The organism is Chelativorans salis (assembly GCF_025336525.1).
In the GTDB taxonomy this organism is placed as follows: Bacteria; Pseudomonadota; Alphaproteobacteria; order Rhizobiales; family Rhizobiaceae; genus Chelativorans; species Chelativorans salis.
Window position 1 is genome coordinate 67,955 of record NZ_JAOCZP010000010.1, and the last position, 17,904, is coordinate 85,858.

Annotated in this window: 19 protein-coding genes and 2 pseudogenes; 2 read left to right on the forward strand and 19 right to left on the reverse strand. The window is 60.0% G+C overall.

Annotated elements, in window-relative coordinates; all coding sequences use genetic code 11:
- Positions 1-276: 276 nt before the first annotated feature.
- From N5A92_RS27545 to N5A92_RS23370, 13 genes and pseudogenes are all read right to left on the reverse strand, one after another.
- Positions 277-857: pseudogene (locus tag N5A92_RS27545) on the reverse strand (GSU2403 family nucleotidyltransferase fold protein).
- Between the two features lie 163 nt (positions 858-1,020).
- Positions 1,021-1,230 carry a hypothetical protein gene (locus tag N5A92_RS23320; protein WP_260906696.1) on the reverse strand — a complete coding sequence of 70 codons (210 nt, stop codon included), beginning with the start codon at positions 1,228-1,230 and terminating at the stop codon, positions 1,021-1,023.
- Between the two features lie 490 nt (positions 1,231-1,720).
- The gene (locus tag N5A92_RS23325; protein WP_260906698.1) at positions 1,721-3,208 is read right to left on the reverse strand and encodes a tripartite tricarboxylate transporter permease; all 1,488 of its coding nucleotides are present in this window, start codon (positions 3,206-3,208) and stop codon (positions 1,721-1,723) included.
- Positions 3,209-3,224: 16 nt separating this feature from the next.
- Complete coding sequence (locus N5A92_RS23330) at positions 3,225-3,695, reverse strand: tripartite tricarboxylate transporter TctB family protein (protein ID WP_260906699.1); 471 nt, start codon at positions 3,693-3,695, stop codon at positions 3,225-3,227.
- A gap of 145 nt (positions 3,696-3,840) precedes the next feature.
- On the reverse strand, positions 3,841-4,821 hold the full coding sequence (locus N5A92_RS23335; protein ID WP_260906700.1) for a tripartite tricarboxylate transporter substrate binding protein: 981 nt from the start codon (positions 4,819-4,821) through the stop codon (positions 3,841-3,843).
- Positions 4,822-4,854: 33 nt separating this feature from the next.
- A pseudogene (locus N5A92_RS27550) lies at positions 4,855-5,070 on the reverse strand (sigma factor); the annotation flags it as partial.
- 629 nt (positions 5,071-5,699) lie between these two features.
- Positions 5,700-6,428 carry a LecA/PA-IL family lectin gene (locus tag N5A92_RS23340; protein ID WP_260906701.1) on the reverse strand — a complete coding sequence of 243 codons (729 nt, stop codon included), beginning with the start codon at positions 6,426-6,428 and terminating at the stop codon, positions 5,700-5,702.
- Positions 6,429-6,632: 204 nt separating this feature from the next.
- On the reverse strand, positions 6,633-6,920 hold the full coding sequence (locus tag N5A92_RS23345; RefSeq protein ID WP_260906702.1) for a hypothetical protein: 288 nt from the start codon (positions 6,918-6,920) through the stop codon (positions 6,633-6,635).
- Between the two features lie 40 nt (positions 6,921-6,960).
- Positions 6,961-7,701 (reverse strand): ATP-binding cassette domain-containing protein, encoded by a 741-nt coding sequence (locus N5A92_RS23350; RefSeq protein ID WP_260906703.1) that lies wholly within the window; start codon positions 7,699-7,701, stop codon positions 6,961-6,963.
- A gap of 11 nt (positions 7,702-7,712) precedes the next feature.
- Positions 7,713-8,732: an ABC transporter permease gene (locus N5A92_RS23355; protein WP_425248631.1), complete on the reverse strand. Its 1,020-nt coding sequence runs from the start codon at positions 8,730-8,732 to the stop codon at positions 7,713-7,715.
- An 80-nt stretch (positions 8,733-8,812) separates the two neighbouring features.
- Complete coding sequence (locus tag N5A92_RS23360) at positions 8,813-9,751, reverse strand: substrate-binding domain-containing protein (protein ID WP_260906704.1); 939 nt, start codon at positions 9,749-9,751, stop codon at positions 8,813-8,815.
- 248 nt (positions 9,752-9,999) lie between these two features.
- Positions 10,000-10,476: a ProQ/FinO family protein gene (locus N5A92_RS23365; RefSeq protein WP_260906705.1), complete on the reverse strand. Its 477-nt coding sequence runs from the start codon at positions 10,474-10,476 to the stop codon at positions 10,000-10,002.
- Positions 10,477-10,746: 270 nt separating this feature from the next.
- Positions 10,747-11,064 carry a hypothetical protein gene (locus N5A92_RS23370; RefSeq protein WP_260906707.1) on the reverse strand — a complete coding sequence of 106 codons (318 nt, stop codon included), beginning with the start codon at positions 11,062-11,064 and terminating at the stop codon, positions 10,747-10,749.
- On the opposite strand from N5A92_RS23370, the gene N5A92_RS23375 reads away from it, so the two are divergent.
- Positions 11,056-11,256 carry a hypothetical protein gene (locus N5A92_RS23375; RefSeq protein WP_260906709.1) on the forward strand — a complete coding sequence of 67 codons (201 nt, stop codon included), beginning with the start codon at positions 11,056-11,058 and terminating at the stop codon, positions 11,254-11,256. The two genes, N5A92_RS23370 and N5A92_RS23375, sit on opposite strands and share 9 nt — an antisense overlap.
- A 75-nt stretch (positions 11,257-11,331) precedes the next feature.
- On the opposite strand, the gene N5A92_RS23380 is transcribed toward N5A92_RS23375, so the two are convergent.
- From N5A92_RS23380 to N5A92_RS23390, 3 genes are all read right to left on the reverse strand, one after another.
- Positions 11,332-11,787 carry a protein psiB gene (locus tag N5A92_RS23380; RefSeq protein ID WP_260906710.1) on the reverse strand — a complete coding sequence of 152 codons (456 nt, stop codon included), beginning with the start codon at positions 11,785-11,787 and terminating at the stop codon, positions 11,332-11,334.
- A gap of 566 nt (positions 11,788-12,353) precedes the next feature.
- A complete protein-coding gene (locus tag N5A92_RS23385) occupies positions 12,354-13,055 on the reverse strand; it encodes a LecA/PA-IL family lectin (RefSeq protein ID WP_260906711.1) in 702 nt (233 codons plus the stop codon).
- 114 nt (positions 13,056-13,169) lie between these two features.
- Complete coding sequence (locus tag N5A92_RS23390; RefSeq protein WP_260906712.1) at positions 13,170-13,913, reverse strand: helix-turn-helix transcriptional regulator; 744 nt, start codon at positions 13,911-13,913, stop codon at positions 13,170-13,172.
- A gap of 987 nt (positions 13,914-14,900) precedes the next feature.
- Between N5A92_RS23390 and N5A92_RS23395 the strand changes: the two genes are divergently transcribed.
- Complete coding sequence (locus N5A92_RS23395; protein WP_260906713.1) at positions 14,901-15,569, forward strand: acyl-homoserine-lactone synthase; 669 nt, start codon at positions 14,901-14,903, stop codon at positions 15,567-15,569.
- A 185-nt stretch (positions 15,570-15,754) separates the two neighbouring features.
- On the opposite strand, the gene N5A92_RS23400 is transcribed toward N5A92_RS23395, so the two are convergent.
- The 3 genes from N5A92_RS23400 to N5A92_RS23410 all read right to left on the reverse strand — a co-directional run bounded on the left by N5A92_RS23400 (position 15,755) and on the right by N5A92_RS23410 (position 17,799).
- Positions 15,755-15,895: a hypothetical protein gene (locus N5A92_RS23400; protein ID WP_260906714.1), complete on the reverse strand. Its 141-nt coding sequence runs from the start codon at positions 15,893-15,895 to the stop codon at positions 15,755-15,757.
- A gap of 265 nt (positions 15,896-16,160) precedes the next feature.
- Entirely contained in the window at positions 16,161-16,616 is a 456-nt protein-coding gene (locus N5A92_RS23405) for a hypothetical protein (RefSeq protein WP_260906715.1), read from the reverse strand.
- 643 nt (positions 16,617-17,259) lie between these two features.
- Positions 17,260-17,799, reverse strand: coding sequence for an alpha/beta fold hydrolase (locus N5A92_RS23410; protein ID WP_260906716.1), 540 nt, complete (start codon positions 17,797-17,799; stop codon positions 17,260-17,262).
- Between the last annotated feature and the right edge of the window lie 105 nt (positions 17,800-17,904).

A 17,904-nucleotide genomic window follows, 5' to 3' on the forward strand; every position in this document is an offset into this window, starting at 1 on the left:
AAGGGCTTCGCTGTCATCCAACAGGGAACCATATGGTTCGACCGCTGCCATAGGCTTCCCGGCGACGGGGAAGCTACGCCCTCACGTCGGCTGCTTTGCGGGCGAGAGCAGCCGTCGCCATATCCGAAAGAGGCGTCCGGAATGGGTCGATCTTTCCGGTTCCCGGAGGTCGCAAGAGGGTGGAGAGACGGAGCAGACCTTCACTGCGCCAGGCAGGAGCCTTGTCAGTGTATCAAACCAAGGCCGAAAGCCGTTCTGCCGTCTCGGGCACACGCTTCAAACTTGCCTTGATCCGGGCACGCCAGCGAGGACCACGCGATAGCGCGTCCTCGTAGGCTTCCGCGAGCTCGTCTGGACGGTCCTCGGAAAGAACCGCCAACTCGGCCTGGCCCGGTCCTTTCGAGCCTTCAGCTGATCGGGCCCGCCATAGCGCCGATCGGCCACAATCAGCTTGTGAATCGCGAAACGCTCGGGCCGCGGCACCTGAACCAGAACGCCGGAGCGGTAGAGAGCAACCGCACGAAGCGGGTCCGCGATCAGAAAGTTCAGGTAGTTCAGCGCCTGGGCACTCACCCCCAATGCAGGGAGCGGCTTGACCTTTTCGTCGCCGAAGGCCGGAGTCAGAAACTCGACCATTGCTTCCGAGTGGCTCTGCCGCCATTTCCAGACCGTCGATCGTTCATGCCGGGAACTGGATCAAACTTGAGCAACTTGAGGATATCGGCAGGGTTCTCTTCCAAAACAACCGAGAGCCGTTCGAAACTGGCGAAATCAATGTCGCCGGTTTGGGCCAGTTCCTCGTAGTCCATGCGCACCCCGAGATCGCATTGGTAGAGGCTGTAGGCCGATGTCCCCACGAGGGTGCCACCAAGCCGGAATACCCTGCCCGCGAAAATGCGAGAAGTATCGAACCGGTCTCGCGATCGGTCGTGATGAAGCCTTCGGCCCGGAGTGTCTTAGCAAGCCTGGCCATCGGCTTCCGTCGCGCTTCCGCGTCGGCTTTCAGCGCTTCCGCACGTTCTAGGCGTGCACGCAGCTCCGGTTTGTCTTCGCGAGATACCGGCTCATCATCTCGGTCCCGATCCCGAAGCGCTCGTAGAGATAGGTTCGTCCGTCGCGCTGTCGCTCCTCGATGGTGCCAACCAGGCTGGAGGCCCTTTCGCCGAGATGAAGACGCAGCAGGTCCTGGTAGGCCACTACGGCCGGACGACTGTAAGCAACAATTTCCATATCTCTCCATTCCTCGCCATGTGTGCATCAAAAAAATTATTGATGCACACATCAACCTTCCGGGAGACAGGCTGTCTCATCCGACGGGTGGAGAAAGGCCTCGGCGCAAATTGCCGTTGCGCTGCTCTCAGCCTTCAAAGTCATCGAGGCGGTCGGTCGCCAGTGCCGGAGCATGAACCTGGGGTCCGCTTCAGAGCGTCCAGATCGCCGCCGGAATGACCGGAGTTGATGCGCTGACGCGCGTAAGTGGAAGATCGCGCCCCATATAACTCTTGCTGTCTACGAGGCCCCGACCAGGAGCTTCACGAGAACGCTCGGCCTTATTTCCCATCCACCCCTTCCGAAATGGGGAGCCGTTCGAAGGACGTTGGAGAGAGCTCCGAACCGACAGGGACGAAGGAAAGTTATCCGAATGGCAGCAACGGGGCGCTCCACTTAAGTGCAAAAAGCGAAGACGAAAAAATACGCTCTGACCGGTACCGATCCCTATCTAAGGACGCCGACGCCATGCTCTTGCCCAGCCAACGAGCAGTGAAGCCCAGACGAGAATGACGAGAATGCCGAGACCGGCAGCGATCGGCCGCTCGAAAAAGGAGAAGAAGGAGCCGCCAGACTTGATCATGGAGGTCACGAAGTTCTTCTCCAGGATCGGCCCGATGACGATCCCAAGGATGCATGGGGCAAGGGGGATTTCGTTTTCCTCCATGAAGAAGCCGAGGACGCCGAACGCCAGCATCACGATAACGCCGTACATGGAGTTGGTGGATGCAAAGGCGCCCACGATGCAGAAGGCGAGGATGATGGGCATCAGTACGGCGCGCGGCACCTGCAGCAGTCGCTTGGCGAGCTTGATCGCCACCCATCCGAGCGGGATCAGCACGAGATTGGCGAGCACGAAGATGAGGAACACCGCATAGATGTTCTGCGGATTGAAAAGAAACAGCGTCGGGCCTGGGTTCAGCCCCTTGACGTAGAGCACGCCGATGACGATGGCGGTGATGGTGTCACCGGGAATGCCGAAGACGAGTGCCGGGATCCAGGCGCTCGAGAGCGAAGAGTTGTTGGCCGAGGTGCTTTCGACGATACCCTCTATATGGCCCGTTCCAAACTTCTCGGGCGTCCGGGAGAACCTGCGGCTGATGGCATAGCTCACCCAGGCGGCGATGTCGGCGCCGGCACCGGGTAATGCGCCGATGATCGTGCCGAGGATGTTGCCTCGCAACTGCTGGCGCCAGTAGGTGACGATGAGGCCGCCCCAGTGACGAAACACGTTGCCTACACGCTCCTGCACAATCTCCCAGCGCGGCGCGCCGGCGGCAATGTTGCGCAGCACCTCCGAGACGGCAAACAGCCCGATCATCGCCGGGATGAAGTCGATGCCGGCCAGCATCTCGGTCGAGCCGAAGGTGAAGCGCGGCACGCCTGCGGGATTATTGAGGCCGATGGTGGCGACGAACAACCCGATGCACAGGCTTATCACGCCGTTGATGGGGGAGGCGACACTGAGGAAGGCTGCGCAGGTGAGGCCGAGCAGCGCCATCCAGAAATATTCGAAGGAGGAGAACTTAAGCGCAATCTCCGCGAGCGTGGGTGCTGCGAATATGAGTACCGCCGTGCCGAAGAGCCCGCCGATCGCGGAAAACAGCAGGTTCGCGCCCAGCGCAAGCTCCGCCTGCCCCTTGCGGGTGAGCGCATAGGCCTCTTCCGCGTAGGCCGCCGAGGCTGGTGTGCCCGGAATGCGCAGGAGTGTTCCCGGAATGTCGCCGGCAAAGATCGCCATCGCCGCGCAGGTCACCATGGTGCCGACGGCCGGCACCGGGTCCATGAAGAAGGTGATCGGCACGAGGAGCGCGATCGCCATGGTCGCGGTCAATCCTGGAATCGCGCCGACCAGGAGCCCGAATAGTGCGGCTGAAAGAACCGCGGCAAGGACCTGCCAGGTGGCAACCAGTTCGAAAGCGGCGGCAATGGCGTCCATGTTCCAGCTTTCCCGGCTACCAGGGCAGCCGCGGCATGATGCCGAGCGGCAACGGCACGAGCAGCACGCTGCGGAATACAAAATCGATCACCAGTGTCGTGCCAACAGCGAAGATCGCCGTCTGCCACCAAGGCACGCGCAGCAGGACAAGCAGCACGGCCAGGATGGCCGCCATGACCGGCACGAAGCCGACGGGTCGCGCGAGCAGGATGTAGGCCACGACGGCGAGGATGGTGACCAAGGCCGCAAGCAGCGCGCCGGGCACGCGCGTCCATTCAGTAAGTGTAATGAGCGGCTCACGTGGCCCGAGAAGCCCGCGCGCAAACAGGATCAACCCGCAGCCGCCCAGCGCGACGGCAATCGCGGTGGGAAAGGCGGCAGCGCCGTATTGCTGGCCGGGAATGTCGGGGAAGGTTTGCGAATAGATGCCGACCGCCAGCGCAAAGGCGATGAGCACCCCACCGAGCATCCTGTCGCTAAAGCGCATGGAAAAACCTCCCAGGGCGCATGCTCAAGACGACGCTTGAAAGCTGTGGCGCGCGTGCATGCGTCAAGGCTCTTGCCCCGCTTGACCACGGCCCAAGGGCGCGGCTTACAGGACGCACCTCCCGGCTATTACCGTCGGGTTCGCCTTACTCCGCCAGACCGATCGCTTTCATCGTCTCGCCCAGAGCCTGGTTGCTCTGGTCCATGAAGTCGGCGAAGTCCTGGCCGGCCGCCCAGCGGACGCCATAGCCTTGCTCGGACATGAACTGCTTGTACTCGTCGCTGTTGTAAACCTTCTCCAGGGCTTCGGTCAGCGTGGCAACCACGTCGTCGGGCATCCCCTTCGGGCCAACGATGCCGCGCCACGCGCCGATCTGCCAATCGGAGTTGATAGCCTCCTTGAGTGTCGGCACGTCCGGGAACAGCTCTGAGCGCTCTTCCGCCATGATGGCCAGAGATTTCACGCGGCCGGCGTCGATCAGCGAGCGTGCCTCGGGCAGCGAACAGGGCACGATTTCCACCCCTCCGGCCACCATATCCTGCAGGCCCGAAGCGGCCCCTTCGCTCGGCACCCATTGCACCTTGCTTGGTTCAATGTTCAAATCGTTGAGCATCCCTGCAATGGCGAGATGCCAGATGCCGCCCTGACCGGTGCCGGATGCCTTGAAGGCTCCGGGCTCGCCTGACTTGATAGCGTCAACCAGTGCCTCGATCGTCTCGAATTCGGAGTCGGCGGCAACCTGAACTGCGGCCGGATCCTCGTTCATCAGCGCAATCGGCGTGTAGTCTTCCCAGGTGAGCTCCGTCAGGCCCTGCCAGTGCATCATGCCAATCTCGACGGTCGCCACGCCAAGCGTATAGCCATCAGGCTCCGCCGAGGCGATCGCAGAATGGCCAACCACGCCCGAGCCGCCTGTGCGGTTGGTCACGTTGATCGGCTGCCCGAGCTCCTTTTCCAGGACCGAGGCGATGATGCGGCCCGTCGCATCCGTTCCGCCGCCGGCGCCCCATGGCACGATGATGGTGATCGGCCTCGCGGGGTATTGCGCCATCGCCGGACTCACAAAGGCAAACAGCACTGCGCACACGGCGATCGTCTCAAGATTGAGCAACATTCTCCTGAGCATTTCAACCTCCCTTAACGATTGAGCACGATACGTTTATCTGGTGTCACTGGGACCGCCTCCAAAGGCAACTCCGGTGTCAGGCAAGGTTCTGACACATACTCGGGACAATGCGTTTACAAGCCAATCCTCCGGTGACGGAACCTCGCAAGTGTGTACCCGATGCCAGCCCAGAGACCCCTCCTGCACGGCGTCTTCGGCGCCCCGGCGGGAGCCTAGCATGCGGCAGGCAAGGTCGAACAGGTGCGGCCCAAGCTTTTGATATCATGGCCATCGACCAGCAAGGATAACGGCCCCACCATCCTGTCTGGCCCCACCGGAAGCAGCGCGATGATTGCGGGCTCGCAGATCGGCTTCAGTCGAGGAACGATCTACAACTCGCACATTCGTAGATCGCTCACTCAATTCCCCGATCTACGTGCCCGTGCTGTGGTAGTGCCTCCCCTATCGTCGTATCAGGTGTGGCTTCCGGCACTTGCCGATGGATATCTTCGGTCCGATCGAGGGAGAAGAACTGCCGCTCATTTAGGCGCGGGGACTGCCATGAGCGGTGCATCAAACGGATGCCGGCGACGCGGGGCTACGGCACGGCTACTCTAGGAAATCGAATCGGGCAAGGCGCCACGGTTGCCTCATTCGCTGTACGGCGCTGTTCACTGATGCTCCTGTTGTGGGTGGAGAGCCGCCATCCGCACCCGCCTGCAGACGACGCGGTCAGGCCACCAGACTACCAATGCAAATTTGCAGATAGCGAAAGGGCCGAGCCCGGTGAACGGGCTCGGCAGGGGGAGGATGGCTTTTCCCTGGTCCGTCGGGGACTAGGGAAAAGCCACGGGGGTTCCGTTCAGGCCGGCTTTGGAAGCCGGTGCGTTAGCCAGCAGCTATTTCTTTGTGAGCGTTATCTCAAAGGAGCCCCTATTGTTGCCATACTCACCCGGATCGTCGTTGTAGAAGAACGCGATTTCGCCTTCCTCTTGCACGTGATAGTCGGACAGTCCTTTGCCCACGGGCCTGTAAGGGTTGGGACCGCTGCCAATCCTCATCAGACATGCACCGACATTCGTTCCGGGCAGAAGTGCACCTGGGTCCTGATTTTGGGGATCCCCATCAGGATCGAACTCTGGATAGGACGGCCCATAACTTGCCTTCCCTGTGACCGTGATCGAAATCTTATCCCCACTGCTGACGGTGACACCTGATTTCACGCCCTTTTCCGCCGTCGCCTCGAGCGTGCATGTGACCGGTTTCGGTGTTTCTCTCGTGACTGTGACGTCGAACGAGCCCGAATTGTTGCCATACTCGCCCGGCACATCGTTGTAGAGGAATGTGATTTCGCCGACCTCTCCTACTCCCCAATTGGATTTCCCCGTGCCGATGACCTTCGGGGCGCCGTCCTTGCCAACCCGCATCAGGACTGCTCCGACATTCGTTCCGGGCAGAATTGCTTTGGGGTCTTTATTTTGGGGGTCTCCGTCAGGACCTTCTTCCGGAGCGGCCGGACCGTTTCTTGCTGACCCCGTGACGGTGATCGTGATCACGTCGTCTTCTTTGAGGTGCACACTTGTTGCTTTCCCATTTTCCGACTTAGGGTCGAGTTTCCCATGCCACATTACTCGCTCCTTTCGAAGATAACTCGGCAACTTGATACGTCACGCTGGATGTCCGGAGATCCGCACGACCTGATTGACGTTACGCAAAAGGAGAGGGATTGGTATTGTAGATTCCTACAGGTCGCGTGGACTGCAGCGGCGCTGCATGCCCGTAAATTGCCTCATCTTGTTTGGCCGCGGCAACTCGGCGCAGAATGCGGCGAACTACTTGAAGCTCGAGGCAAGCGATCTGCTGTATATGGCGGTATTGGCGATGGCGCTGCACAGCGCTTTCCCCACCATTACCACTATTTCTCCAACCGCAGCTTCCCCTACGTGGGCAAAACGACCGAAGGACACAACGATCTTCTTGGCCGCGTAGACGGCGTCGATGGGCTCAAGACGGGCTATATCCGCGCTTCCGGTTACAATCTCGCTACCTCCGCCGGCCGCAGCCGACGGGTTGTCGCGATCGTAATGGGTGGGGAGACCGCCAAGACGCGGGACGCGCATATGGAGGGGCCAGTCACGATCGAATGGAAAGCCGATAGACCTACGCACCCTCGATGGCCCCGGTGATCAGCCCCGTCACCTCCTCCGGAGAGCTGTCAGCAATCGGTTTGTCGGCCACTTTCCTGCCGCGACGCAGCACCGCAACACGGTCGCAGACGGAGAAGACGTCCGGCGTCCTGTGGCTGATGAGGATCACCGTGTGACCTGTGGTCTTCAGATGCCGGATCAGGTCAAGCACCTCGGCCACCTGGCGCACGCTGATCGCCGCCGTCGGCTCGTCCATCAGCACGATCTTCGGGTCCACGAGCCGCGTACGGGCGATCGCTACCGCCTGGCGCTGGCCGCCGGACATGTGCTTGACAAGGTCTCGTGGTCGCGTCTCAGACTTCAACTCAGCAAAGATCTCTGCCGCGCGTGCGTTCATCGCTGTTCGGTCGAGAAAGCGGCAGGGGCCAATCTTGCGGATGAGTTCTCGCCCAAGGAACACGTTGAGCGCCGCCGAGAGATTGTCGCAGAGAGCGAGATCCTGATAGATGATCTCGATGCCCTTCTGCCGCGCCTCCACGGGACGCGCGAACCGCACCTCCTCGCCGTCGAGCACGATGCGTCCCATGCTCGGCGGGAAGGTTCCGGCGATGATCTTGACCAGCGTCGATTTGCCCGCGCCGTTGTCGCCCATAAGGCCTAGCGCTTCGCCGCGCTCAAGCGAAAGATCGATCCCGTTCAGCGCCTCGATGGCGCCGAAATGCTTGGAAACCCCGCTAAGCTCCAGTATGGCCATGCCGTCCTCCCTCAGCCGCGCCGCCGCGCCGCGTACTGGTCGAACGCCACCGCCATGACCAGGATCACGCCGATAATGATCTGCTGCACGAAGGACGAGACGTTGAGCAGCACTAGGCCGTTGCGCAGCACGCCGATGAGCAGGACACCCGCCACCGTACCGCCGATGCCGCCCACGCCGCCGAAGAGCGATGTACCGCCGATCACCACCGCGGCGATGATGTCGAGCTCCAGCCCCAACCCTGCCACGGCCTCCGCCGAGTTGAGCCGCGCCGAAAGCACAAATGCGGCAAACCCGCTTAGGAAACCGACGATCACATAGACGAGAAATGTCACCCGCCTCGCGTTGATGCCGTTCAAATCCGCCGCCGCCTCGTTGCCACCGACGGCATAGACATGCAGGCCGAAGCGCGTGTAGCGCAGCACGATGTGGGCGATGATCGCGACGACTACGAATATGATCACCGGCACCGGCACCATCATGATCCGCCCCTGTCCCCACCAGGTGTAGTCGGGGGTGAAACCGCTGACCGGCCCGCCTCCCGACAGAAGTAGCGCCATACCGCGAAAGGCGGTGAGCCCCCCGAGGGTCACCACGAAGGGCGGAACCTTGAGACGGGTGATGGCGATTCCCTGCACCGCGCCCGCTGCCATGCCGACGGCAAGCGCCGCGAGCACCGCCAGTATAACGGGGTTGCCCGCTTGCTCGACGCCCACGGCAAAGCGGCTTTCGAGCCCGCCCTTGGCCACATAGGCCGCCGCCAGTCCGCAAAGCGCCACCTGCGAGCCCACGGAGAGGTCGATGCCCCGCGTCAGGATGACGAAGGTCATGCCGATGGCGATCAGGCCCGAAATCGAGACCTGCCGCAACACGTTCATCACGTTGAGCGGGTGCAGGAAATTCTGATGCAGAAGCGAGAAGACGAGGATCAGCAAAAGCAAGAACATTGGCGCTGCATACTGCGCCAGGAAGTCGACCGTGTCCCTTCGCTGGTCGGCGGCGTGCCCCTGGCGCGATGCAATCTTCGTCATTTGGAACTGTCCGCTCCGCTACCGACTCGGCACCCGCGCGCGGGCCGCATGGTCCCACGGCCCGTCCGAGCAGGTGCGATTCAGTTCAACTCGTCGAGGCGTTCGGCCTCGTCTATATTGTTCGCGGTGATCGCAATCGGCTCCAGAAGCACCACCGGCTCGGGCTCAACGCCGTCGCGCAGATATCCCACCATCTGCTGCATGGCCGTGCGGCTCTGCCCGCCCGGCATCTGCTCGATAGTAGCCGTCATCATGCCGTCGCGGACGCTGGCCAGCGCCTCCGGCAGCGCGTCGAAGCCGATGAGGGCGATGTCGAGGCCCTGCTCTTCCAGCACCTGTTGGGCACCGAGCGCCATGTCATCGTTCGCCGCCACGATCACGTCCGGCGGCTCGTCCAGCCCGGCCAGAATGGCCTCCGTGACCGACGCGCCTTCCTCGCGCGCGAAATTCGCCGTCTGCTCCGCCACGAACACATAGAGGTCGGGATGCTCGTCCAGCACGTTATGGAGCCCGGCATTGCGGTCGATGGCGGGGCTCGCACCTGGCTGCCCTTGCAGGTTCACGACGCGCGCGCCGTCGGGAAACAATTCAATGATGAGCCGCCCCTGCGCCTCGCCGCCTAGCACGTTGTCGGCGCCGACATGGCCTAGGATACCGTCCACGCCTTCGACCCGCCGATCGACAGTGATGACGGGAATCCCCGCTTCGACGGCCTGCTGCAGGGCCGGCGCCATTGCCACCGAGTCAAGCGGGCTGATGATGATACCGTCGACCCCACTAACGATCGCCGCTTCCACGTCGGAGGTCTGCTTCGGCGTCGAGTTCTGTCCGTCATACTCGACTACCGACACGCCCAGCGCCCCCGCCTCGTCGCGCAACTCGTTCTGCATGTGCACGAAGAACGGGAAGCCGAGGCTCGGCATCGATGTGGCGATCGTCAGATCCTGGGATGCTGCCGGCGAGACCGCCAGAAAGCCCGCTGCTACGAGTGCCGCGATGCACGCGGATATCTTCTTCATAAGGTTCCTCCCCACCGTTATAAGGCTCTCCGCGCATCATCGGTCATCCTGGCGGGGAGCCAGCGCGGCAAGCTTACAAAGCGATGGAGATTTCAGTCAAGCAGCGCGGGCTTCAGAGAAATGCGCGTGGCGAGCTCGCCACGCGGGTCAGCGTCGTGGCGGGCATTGCCATCAGGGCCTCCGCCAAGTCTTGTTCCTGGTCGGCAGCGCTCAGTTCCGCCTGCTTGGCGGCGAAATAGCCGCTTCGCTTAAGCCGTTGGCTTTTGAAATGAGCGCCGGCGCTTTGTCTCGACGACCACGCCTGTCGATCTGCCGGCCGCAATCTTGGTCTTGAGCGTAAGCGCTTGTTTTGGCTCCGGCTTTGACTGCGATTCAGCGTCCCCTTTTGGTGGTGTTTGCGCGGCTCGCCGCCTGAGGTTGCGTATGTGCATTAGGGCGTTGGCTGCCGCCGCGTCCGCCTCAGATACTTCGCCAGCCGGTTTCCCATTGAGATCGACACGCACCGCGCCAGCACGCAGTTTCGAAAGGTAGTTTCCGATCTTTGTATAAGCACGCATGGCCGTGCTCAACTCATCGTCCGACAGATCCCCGTCAAGAGCGCGAATATCGTGATGAATGCCGATCTTCAGAGGCCTCGGCGCTTTCGGATTGAATGCCTTCGGCCACTTGGCCGACAGGTAGCGGAAAAGCTCTGATGGCGATCTCCCTTGCTTTGTGCCTCGCATGATCAAGCCTCACCCGAATTGTTTTGTTCCAAGATCTAGTAGCGCGCGTTTACGCATGCTTACAGGCTTCTGGGTAGAGCCCAGGGACTTATCGACCTCGCGGGCGGGGGCAAGCCAAGTGATGGTGCCGACGGTGACGAGCCTCCCATGAACGATCATCACGAGGGTGTCGGCCTTCCGTTCCTTGCCGAAGGAGCACCCAGGCGCTTAGCGCATGGTCAACTGGCCGACGGATAGCCGACCAGCTGACTTGATCCGCCGATCACGACGTCAAATGGCATAGGCGACCCAGCCAATCCTCTCGGCAACATGGATGCCATTCGACATGGCCTGGTTCTCCTTACCGCCCGAGGAACCGACAAGCTCGTTGATCCTGATTTTGAAGCCCGCAGGCGTCACGTCGGCAAGGCGAATACCAGGCGTGTCCGGACCATGGAACGTCTGCGTCTCGGTGATGACGATAACCTTCGAGCCATTCGGGAAGGGCTTGGGGAACTGCACGGGTGTGAAACTGCTGGTATCGTCTCCCTTGAGCGCAGGCGCATTTGCGGACTTGAGTTCAACGACCCCGGTTTGGACTTGGCTCATGACTTCCTCCTTTATGACTGTGGCATCAAACGAACCCGAATTATCGCCTTAGTGACGGGGCGCATCGGCGACCAAGAAAATCAGCTCACCATCGGCTGGGACCTGCCAATGGAGCGAGCCGTTGCCGAGGTGTTGTCACCGATGCTTCAGCGCAAAGATGCTGAGGCAAAAAAAGGGGGATTGGTATTGTAGTTTTCTACAGGTCGTGTGGAATGAGGTGGTGCTGAATGGCGCGCACGACGGCCTGGCGTGGCCCGCCGGCCGGCCTTACGCCTCTCCCTCGGTGACGGTTGGCGCGCGCCGCTCGATCCGCGCCTGAAAGCCACATAACGCGCCTACGAACAGCATTCCTTTCCGGTTCGAGCCGCAACCGGTCGCATACACGGGATCGAGCACAGGGCGGCAGCACTCGAAGTGCCTCGCCGCCGCCGTCAGGCTCATCAGAGGCGTTCGATAGAGGCGGTCACGGCTTTCGGCCGCCAGCACCAGCTTGCCCGCCAGTGGTTGCGGATAGCCGTCGAAGATCGTGTACGCGGTCAGGCCGTCCTTCAGCCCGTCATTATTGAGGTACAGCGAATGACGCTCGTCAAACAGTACAGCATCGATCTTTCGCGATCCGATCAACTCATAAATACCCTTGATCCCTGCATCGGCCGAAACCGTCACCCCACGAAAGATCGTCGTTTCCGGGTCGAGCACATAAAGGATGGTGGTCTTGGTCATAAACTAGCCTTTTCTTGCTTCACCAAGACGGCAGCGCAGCCCGCAGCGCGCACCAGTCCTCTTGAATCTGACGGGCAGGCCGTCCCGTCCGGACCGGGAAAGAGGGAGGGCAAGACGCGCGGGGAGAAAGTATCCCCTGCGTGCACGAGCGCAGCGCGGAGGGTCGGAAGATCCCTCGCGCGTCTTGCGGGGGAGCAGGTCAGCGGTGCCCGTTTTCCCCATGTCAAATTCCGAAGTGAAGTATAGCGAGCAAAATCCACGTGAAATGAAAGAGCTCGCGCGCCTCAGAAGTGGTACTCGCTATACCAGCGACGCTGGTCAGGCCGCAAACCAGACTATCATTGCAAATTTGCAAATCGCCGATAGGACCGACCCCGGGTGAACGGGCTCAGCAGGGGAGGATGGCTTTGCCTGGCCCGTAGGGGCCAAAGCGACGAGGGTTTCCGTTAGTCCGCCGCGCGGGCCATGGCAGGTGTGGCAGCCTCCGCCTTGGCCGGAGACTGGTCTCGACATCCAAATCTCTCCGCTGCTCAGAGGCCTACTCCACACCCGCCAGCGAATTCCTGCTATGCAGGTGTGTGGTAGAAACCGTCGCCGTCACGCACGGCCGTCCATTTGTCGCCGTTCCAGGTTATATAATTTAGGTTAGCGTCCTCGTGCTGAACTCGGCTTGGCGGATTGGCTGTCGGCAATGGCACATGGTCGAATTTCTTTGTGGTGGGGTCCCAACTTGCCTGCCAGGCACTGTTGTCCCACGTCTTATAAATTATGATCTTGTCCTTATGCTCAGTCCCTCCTTGACGCGGTCCCGCTGGAGTATGAAGAAAAATATCACCAACCCAACGTGCCGTCCAAGTAGTATTGTCCTGCGTGACGTAGTTTATGATCGTGTCATAATGGCCTTGGCCCCGTTCTCTCGTGATTGTGACGTCGAACGAGCCCGAATTGTTGCCATACTCACCCGGCACATCGTTGTAGAGGAATGTGATTTCGCCGACCTCGCCTACTCCCCAATTGGATTTCCCCGTGCCGATGACCTTCGGGGCGCCGTCCTTGCCAACCCGCATCAGGACTGCTCCGACATTCGTTCCGGGCAGAATTGCTTTGGGGTCTTTATTTTGGGGGTCTCCGTCAGGACCTTCTTCCGGAGCGGCCGGACCGTTTCTTGCTGACCCCGTGACGGTGATCGTGATCACGTCGTCTTCTTTGAGGTGCACACTTGTTGCTTTCCCATTTTCCGACTTAGGGTCAAGTTTCCCATGCCACATTGGTCGCTCCTTTCGAACGTAACTCGGCAAACTGGCGCGTCACTCTGGATGTCCTGAGATCCGCACCACTTATTGGAAGTTACGCAAAAGGAGAGGAACTGGTATTGTAGTTTTCTACAGGTCGAGTGGAATGAGGCGGTGCTGAAGGGCCCGCACCACGGCCTGGGTCTTGTTGGCTGCCCCGAGCTTGTCCATCGCGTTGATGGTGTGCGCGGTCACCGTGCGCTCTTTGATATTGAGAATCTCCGCAGTAGCGGTGGCCGATTTGCCGGCAGCCGCCCAGCGCAGAACCTCCCGTTCGCGCGCGGTTAACAGGCAATTCTTGAGTGGTCTGCCGGACGCCGTGATCCGCTTGACATGCTCTGCAGCGTAAATGGCCATTAACTGGATGGCCGGCTTGGTCTGTGGGGTCAATTCGGCGTACTGCCCGCTCATTGAGACACAGGCACAGCGATGTGCGAACCCGGGAACAGGCACGCAAAAGCCTCGCGGCATGCCGAAGTCACGGGCCAATGCCATGATCTCGTCCGCTTGCGGTTCGAGCTCGTGGTCATACGGAGCCTCGTTCCAGTCAAACGCCTGCGGCGTATTTCGACAAAAGCGAGCGACCGGATCCCAATGCAGGTATTTCCGTCCAAGGTACAACGCCGACCACTCGTGCGGCCACTTTTCAAGAAGAATGATGTCCTGTGCACTCTCCTGCGGCAGGGGCAGGTCCGACATCACGATGGTCGTCAACCCAAATTGGGAGAAAGAATGCTCTATTGCGCGGAGAACATCTGACTTATCCGGGAGCGCCTCCAAGCCCTCAATAAATGAGAATGCTGTTTGGGCATATTCTGATAGTCCCATATCCATTGCACCCGCCCGTGCTGCTGGCTACGTCATTGAACCTGTCGTTAACGTCAAGCGCGTTGGCGTTGTGGTCGCCGGTCCGCACGTCGGAGTAAGCTGAACCAATCAAGTTTTTGATATGGGTGAGAACCGCCCTCGGCGTGGCGTCGCATGCCGGCCGTGTCGCCGCCAAAGTTTCGGGGTAGAAGATCGAGCCTGTTTTTGCCTTCGCTATCACCGCGCCGTAGTGCGTCATTGCGAGCTGAGATCTTGTCCTCGCCATTCGTCGGATTTCCGCCCGGCAGTGCCAGCAACTCTGACGAGCCAGCCACAGCGCATTCCTCTTCAATGAAAACACAGCGGCTCTCTTTGCCAAGCTGTATTTTTTGAGTTTCGATTACAACTGACGGGTCGCAATTTTTATATAACCGCTCTCCTGTATTTTATCATGACATCCAAAACTTTATTATAAAATTGCAAGAACATATAACTCAAGAAAGATATACATATAATCTCGTCTACTTTCTAAGAACTTCGTGAATATATCTTACAACTTCGGGATTATAAAGACTCCCTCATGCTCTATTCTAGACTCGCGCATTTCATCATACTTCGGTAAGGATCTATCGCTTAAGAAAGATATACTCACTACCATGAGGTGTCAACGGTCGCAGTGGTGGTCTGACTTTTTTCCGCCTCGATGGTTTGCGTTGGCGGGCCGGCTGACTGCTTGAGCCGATGGCTTTCGCTGTTCATCTCAACGATATGTGCGTGATGGGGTGACAGCTTCGTCCTTATAATCAGCACCGCTTGCGAGGCGCCATGTACCATCATTGTGGAGTCACGTGTTGGACAAATACTTATGCGAATCCCGTGGCTTAAGGTTCTTGTATTATCTGCGGCGGTGACGGCCTAGGCCTCATTCCACGCTACCTGTAATTTACTACAATACCAATTCCTCTTGTTATTGCTTAAGCCGAGGCCATGGGATGCGGCAAAAGGAACGATTCCATGGCTGTTGTTTATGTGATCAATGAACGCAACCGGCATCACTACCGGGACGTCATCGACCGCTATTATTCGCTTCGTCATCAAGTCTTTGTGGGGGAGCGGGGTTGGCGTGCCCTCGCTTCGCGCGAAGGGCGTGAAATCGACGCCTATGATAACGCCGAAGCCGTGTACCTCCTCGCCTTGGACGGCGAACGTATCATCGGCGGGCTGCGCCTTGGTCCGACCACCCAGCCGCACTTGCTCAGCGAAGTCTTCTCGCATCTCGCGAGCTTCGAAGGCGTGCTGCAGGGTGCTGATATTTACGAGTGCACACGATTTTTCGTTGCTAGGGACGATAGGAGCGGTCGTACGAATTGTACTCTTCTCGCCGCCATGCAGGAATTTTGTCTTTCGCAAAACATCAATCATGTGACCGCTGTCGTGGAGACGCGGTGGTTCGCGCGCTTGCGACGCGCGGGATTTGAGTTCCGCCCTTTAGGCGCTCCCGTGCTTATCGAGGGGCTGCCGTGTGTTGCCATCGCGGCCGATATATCCGAGGCAAGCCTCGCCACGGCAAGACGGCTTGCCGGTCTGAAGGGGTCCGTATTGGTCCGGCACGAGCACCGCAATCTGCGGGAGCAATCCGTCTGTGCGGGCGCCGCAAGCTATCAACTCTCGCACGCATCATGATCATCTGCTCTCTGCTGAGATAAGTGATGCTTCTGCGTTTCTGATCTGGGACGGAACCTAGGCGATGGCAAGGTTGAGGACGGTGCCTTGGTCGTGCTCCAGCACTAGATGTTCGATCCCGCCTCGATGACTGTAGATGGCCGAAGTCTGCACCGGGATGCCAGCCGCAAGCCTCCCATGAAAGATCATTGGGCCTGTGATATTCTTCCCTTTCTCCGGCTGAGCAGCAATCGTGCAGCCACCATGCCGATCTCCTCGGACAGATAGACAGCGGCGAGTCCGATATTGGCGAGTGAGGACATGAAGATGTTGTCGAAGCCGACCACGGATAGGTCCGATGACGGCGCCGGACAGGATCAGAATGTTGATACCGGAATATCTGCGCCTGGTGGCGGCGATCCGGTCGTTGTAGCTGTTTGGATTGCGCGGCGGTCAAGCGGTTGCTGTCGCCGGCGGTGGCATGGAACGTTCGCAGCCTCTCCCCGTCAGGTCGATGCGATAGACGCTGTGGACGAGCCGATCGAAAATGGCATCGGCGATGGTGGGGTCACCGAGAGCAAATCTAGAGAGCACTGCAACGCTGACCACATGTCAGGTCTCTTGCCTAGCAGGCTCTGCCTCCTCGTCTGAAGCTTCGGGTTTGCTGATCGGCAACCTCCAGAGCCTGCCTTCCTGTCGAAGACGACCCTGACGCTTCAGCGCGGAAAGCTGTGTGCTTATGGTTCGCATCGTCGCTTTCCTGCCGTGGCTTTCTTCGAGCTTTCGGGCGATCTCGGCTGTGTCCAAACCCTGCGGGTTTTGCTCCAGAAGCCCCCTCGACTGATCCGCAATCGAAGGCTGACGCTTTCGCTTCGCCTTTTCCCTCTGCGTTCTGGTACCGCGTGGCTTTTCTTTCGTCGCCGTGCGCCGGCGCTCTTTCCGGGTCGGCGTCTTTGGTTCGATGGCGGATAGCGCTGCGTCAATCTGCTCAAGCTCGGCTTGAAGAGGGCCGAGCTCGGCTTCGATCTCCCTGCGCCTGGCGACCAAAAGGTCTTTGACTTTGCTCATCTACTCGGTCTCCTTGCTGAGGTTTTCTTCAGATCATCAGCCCCGGTGAATACGCCTCGTGACTTCAATGCTGCGCCTGGTCACGATGATCACAACTGTTAGCTATATCGCCTCCTTTCGGAACAGATCAATTCTTCGTGCGCAGTCGGTATACGCCGTCGATGAACCATTTGTCAGCTTGCGCCGCCGCTTGGACATCGGCATCCTGAGCGCTCTGTCGCAAGCGACACCACAATTGCCCGGCTCCCAATGCATGTCCTCCAGGTGGATAACCGGAATGGCGAGCGCATTCGCAGGCCGACGGGCGAGCCACGTCTTTCCGCACCCGCCGTTGCCCATGATCAGCATTCGGTCGACCGCGATTTGCCGATGAGTTTCTGCTGTCTAGGTCGGAAGTCCTGGTCAACTGCGCCTCAGAGATCATGCTGGCGAATTCAATCTGGTGTTGTCCAGCGCGAACAAGAGTGGGCTGTCTTCGAACTTCTGTTGCCCAGAACTCGGTATTTCCGGCCTCAGCCAGTTGCGGTTGGGGACTTCCAGGAGCGACGCGAGCTACTATGCGCGGTAGGAAATTCAGCTGGTCAAGAACGACAAGAGCGTTTGGGCCCGGCTAAAGCACTTAGCTTGCCGGGCGATAGGTCCATCACTCACTCTCGGAATGGCTGGGATCCAGGAATGGGCGGGTGACTGCGACCAATTCCTCCGGTGCGGTAAACACGAGCGTACGCGCGACATCGGGTATCAGCGCCAGCCGGCCGTTGGGCAATCCTTCGGCAACCTGCTCGGCCCAGCCTTGGTCGCAGATGGGATCCTTCATGCCGCGCACGACCAGCGCCGGTGTACGGACGCGATGCAGCTTGTCTTCCGGCCGGTCGCGTAGAGAATATTCGAAGGTCGCCAAAGCGCGCACGATGCCGCATTTGGCATAATCGATGCCGGCGACCTTCTCCATCTCCGGCGGGTTGAAGGGCGAGTTCTGCTGCCAGCGGATGAACTGCCACAACCAGCTTCGCTCGTCCGGCGGCGTTGTCGGCCCCTGCAGGACCGCCCGCTCGACCATATGCGGATAGCGGGCCGCGAAATCGACGATGATCTGACAAGCGAAGGAATTGCCGAGCAAGGCGGCCCTGCCCCAGTCCATGGCCTCCATCCATGCCGCCAGCGCGTCGGCGCGTTCGAGCAACCGGACGACCTCAGCGCTCCGGTGGCCGACTTCCATCGCCAAGGGTACCGGCAGCGCGGCTTGCCGGCCGACCGGCTGCTGGTGAGCTCGTCATCCTCATCGAGC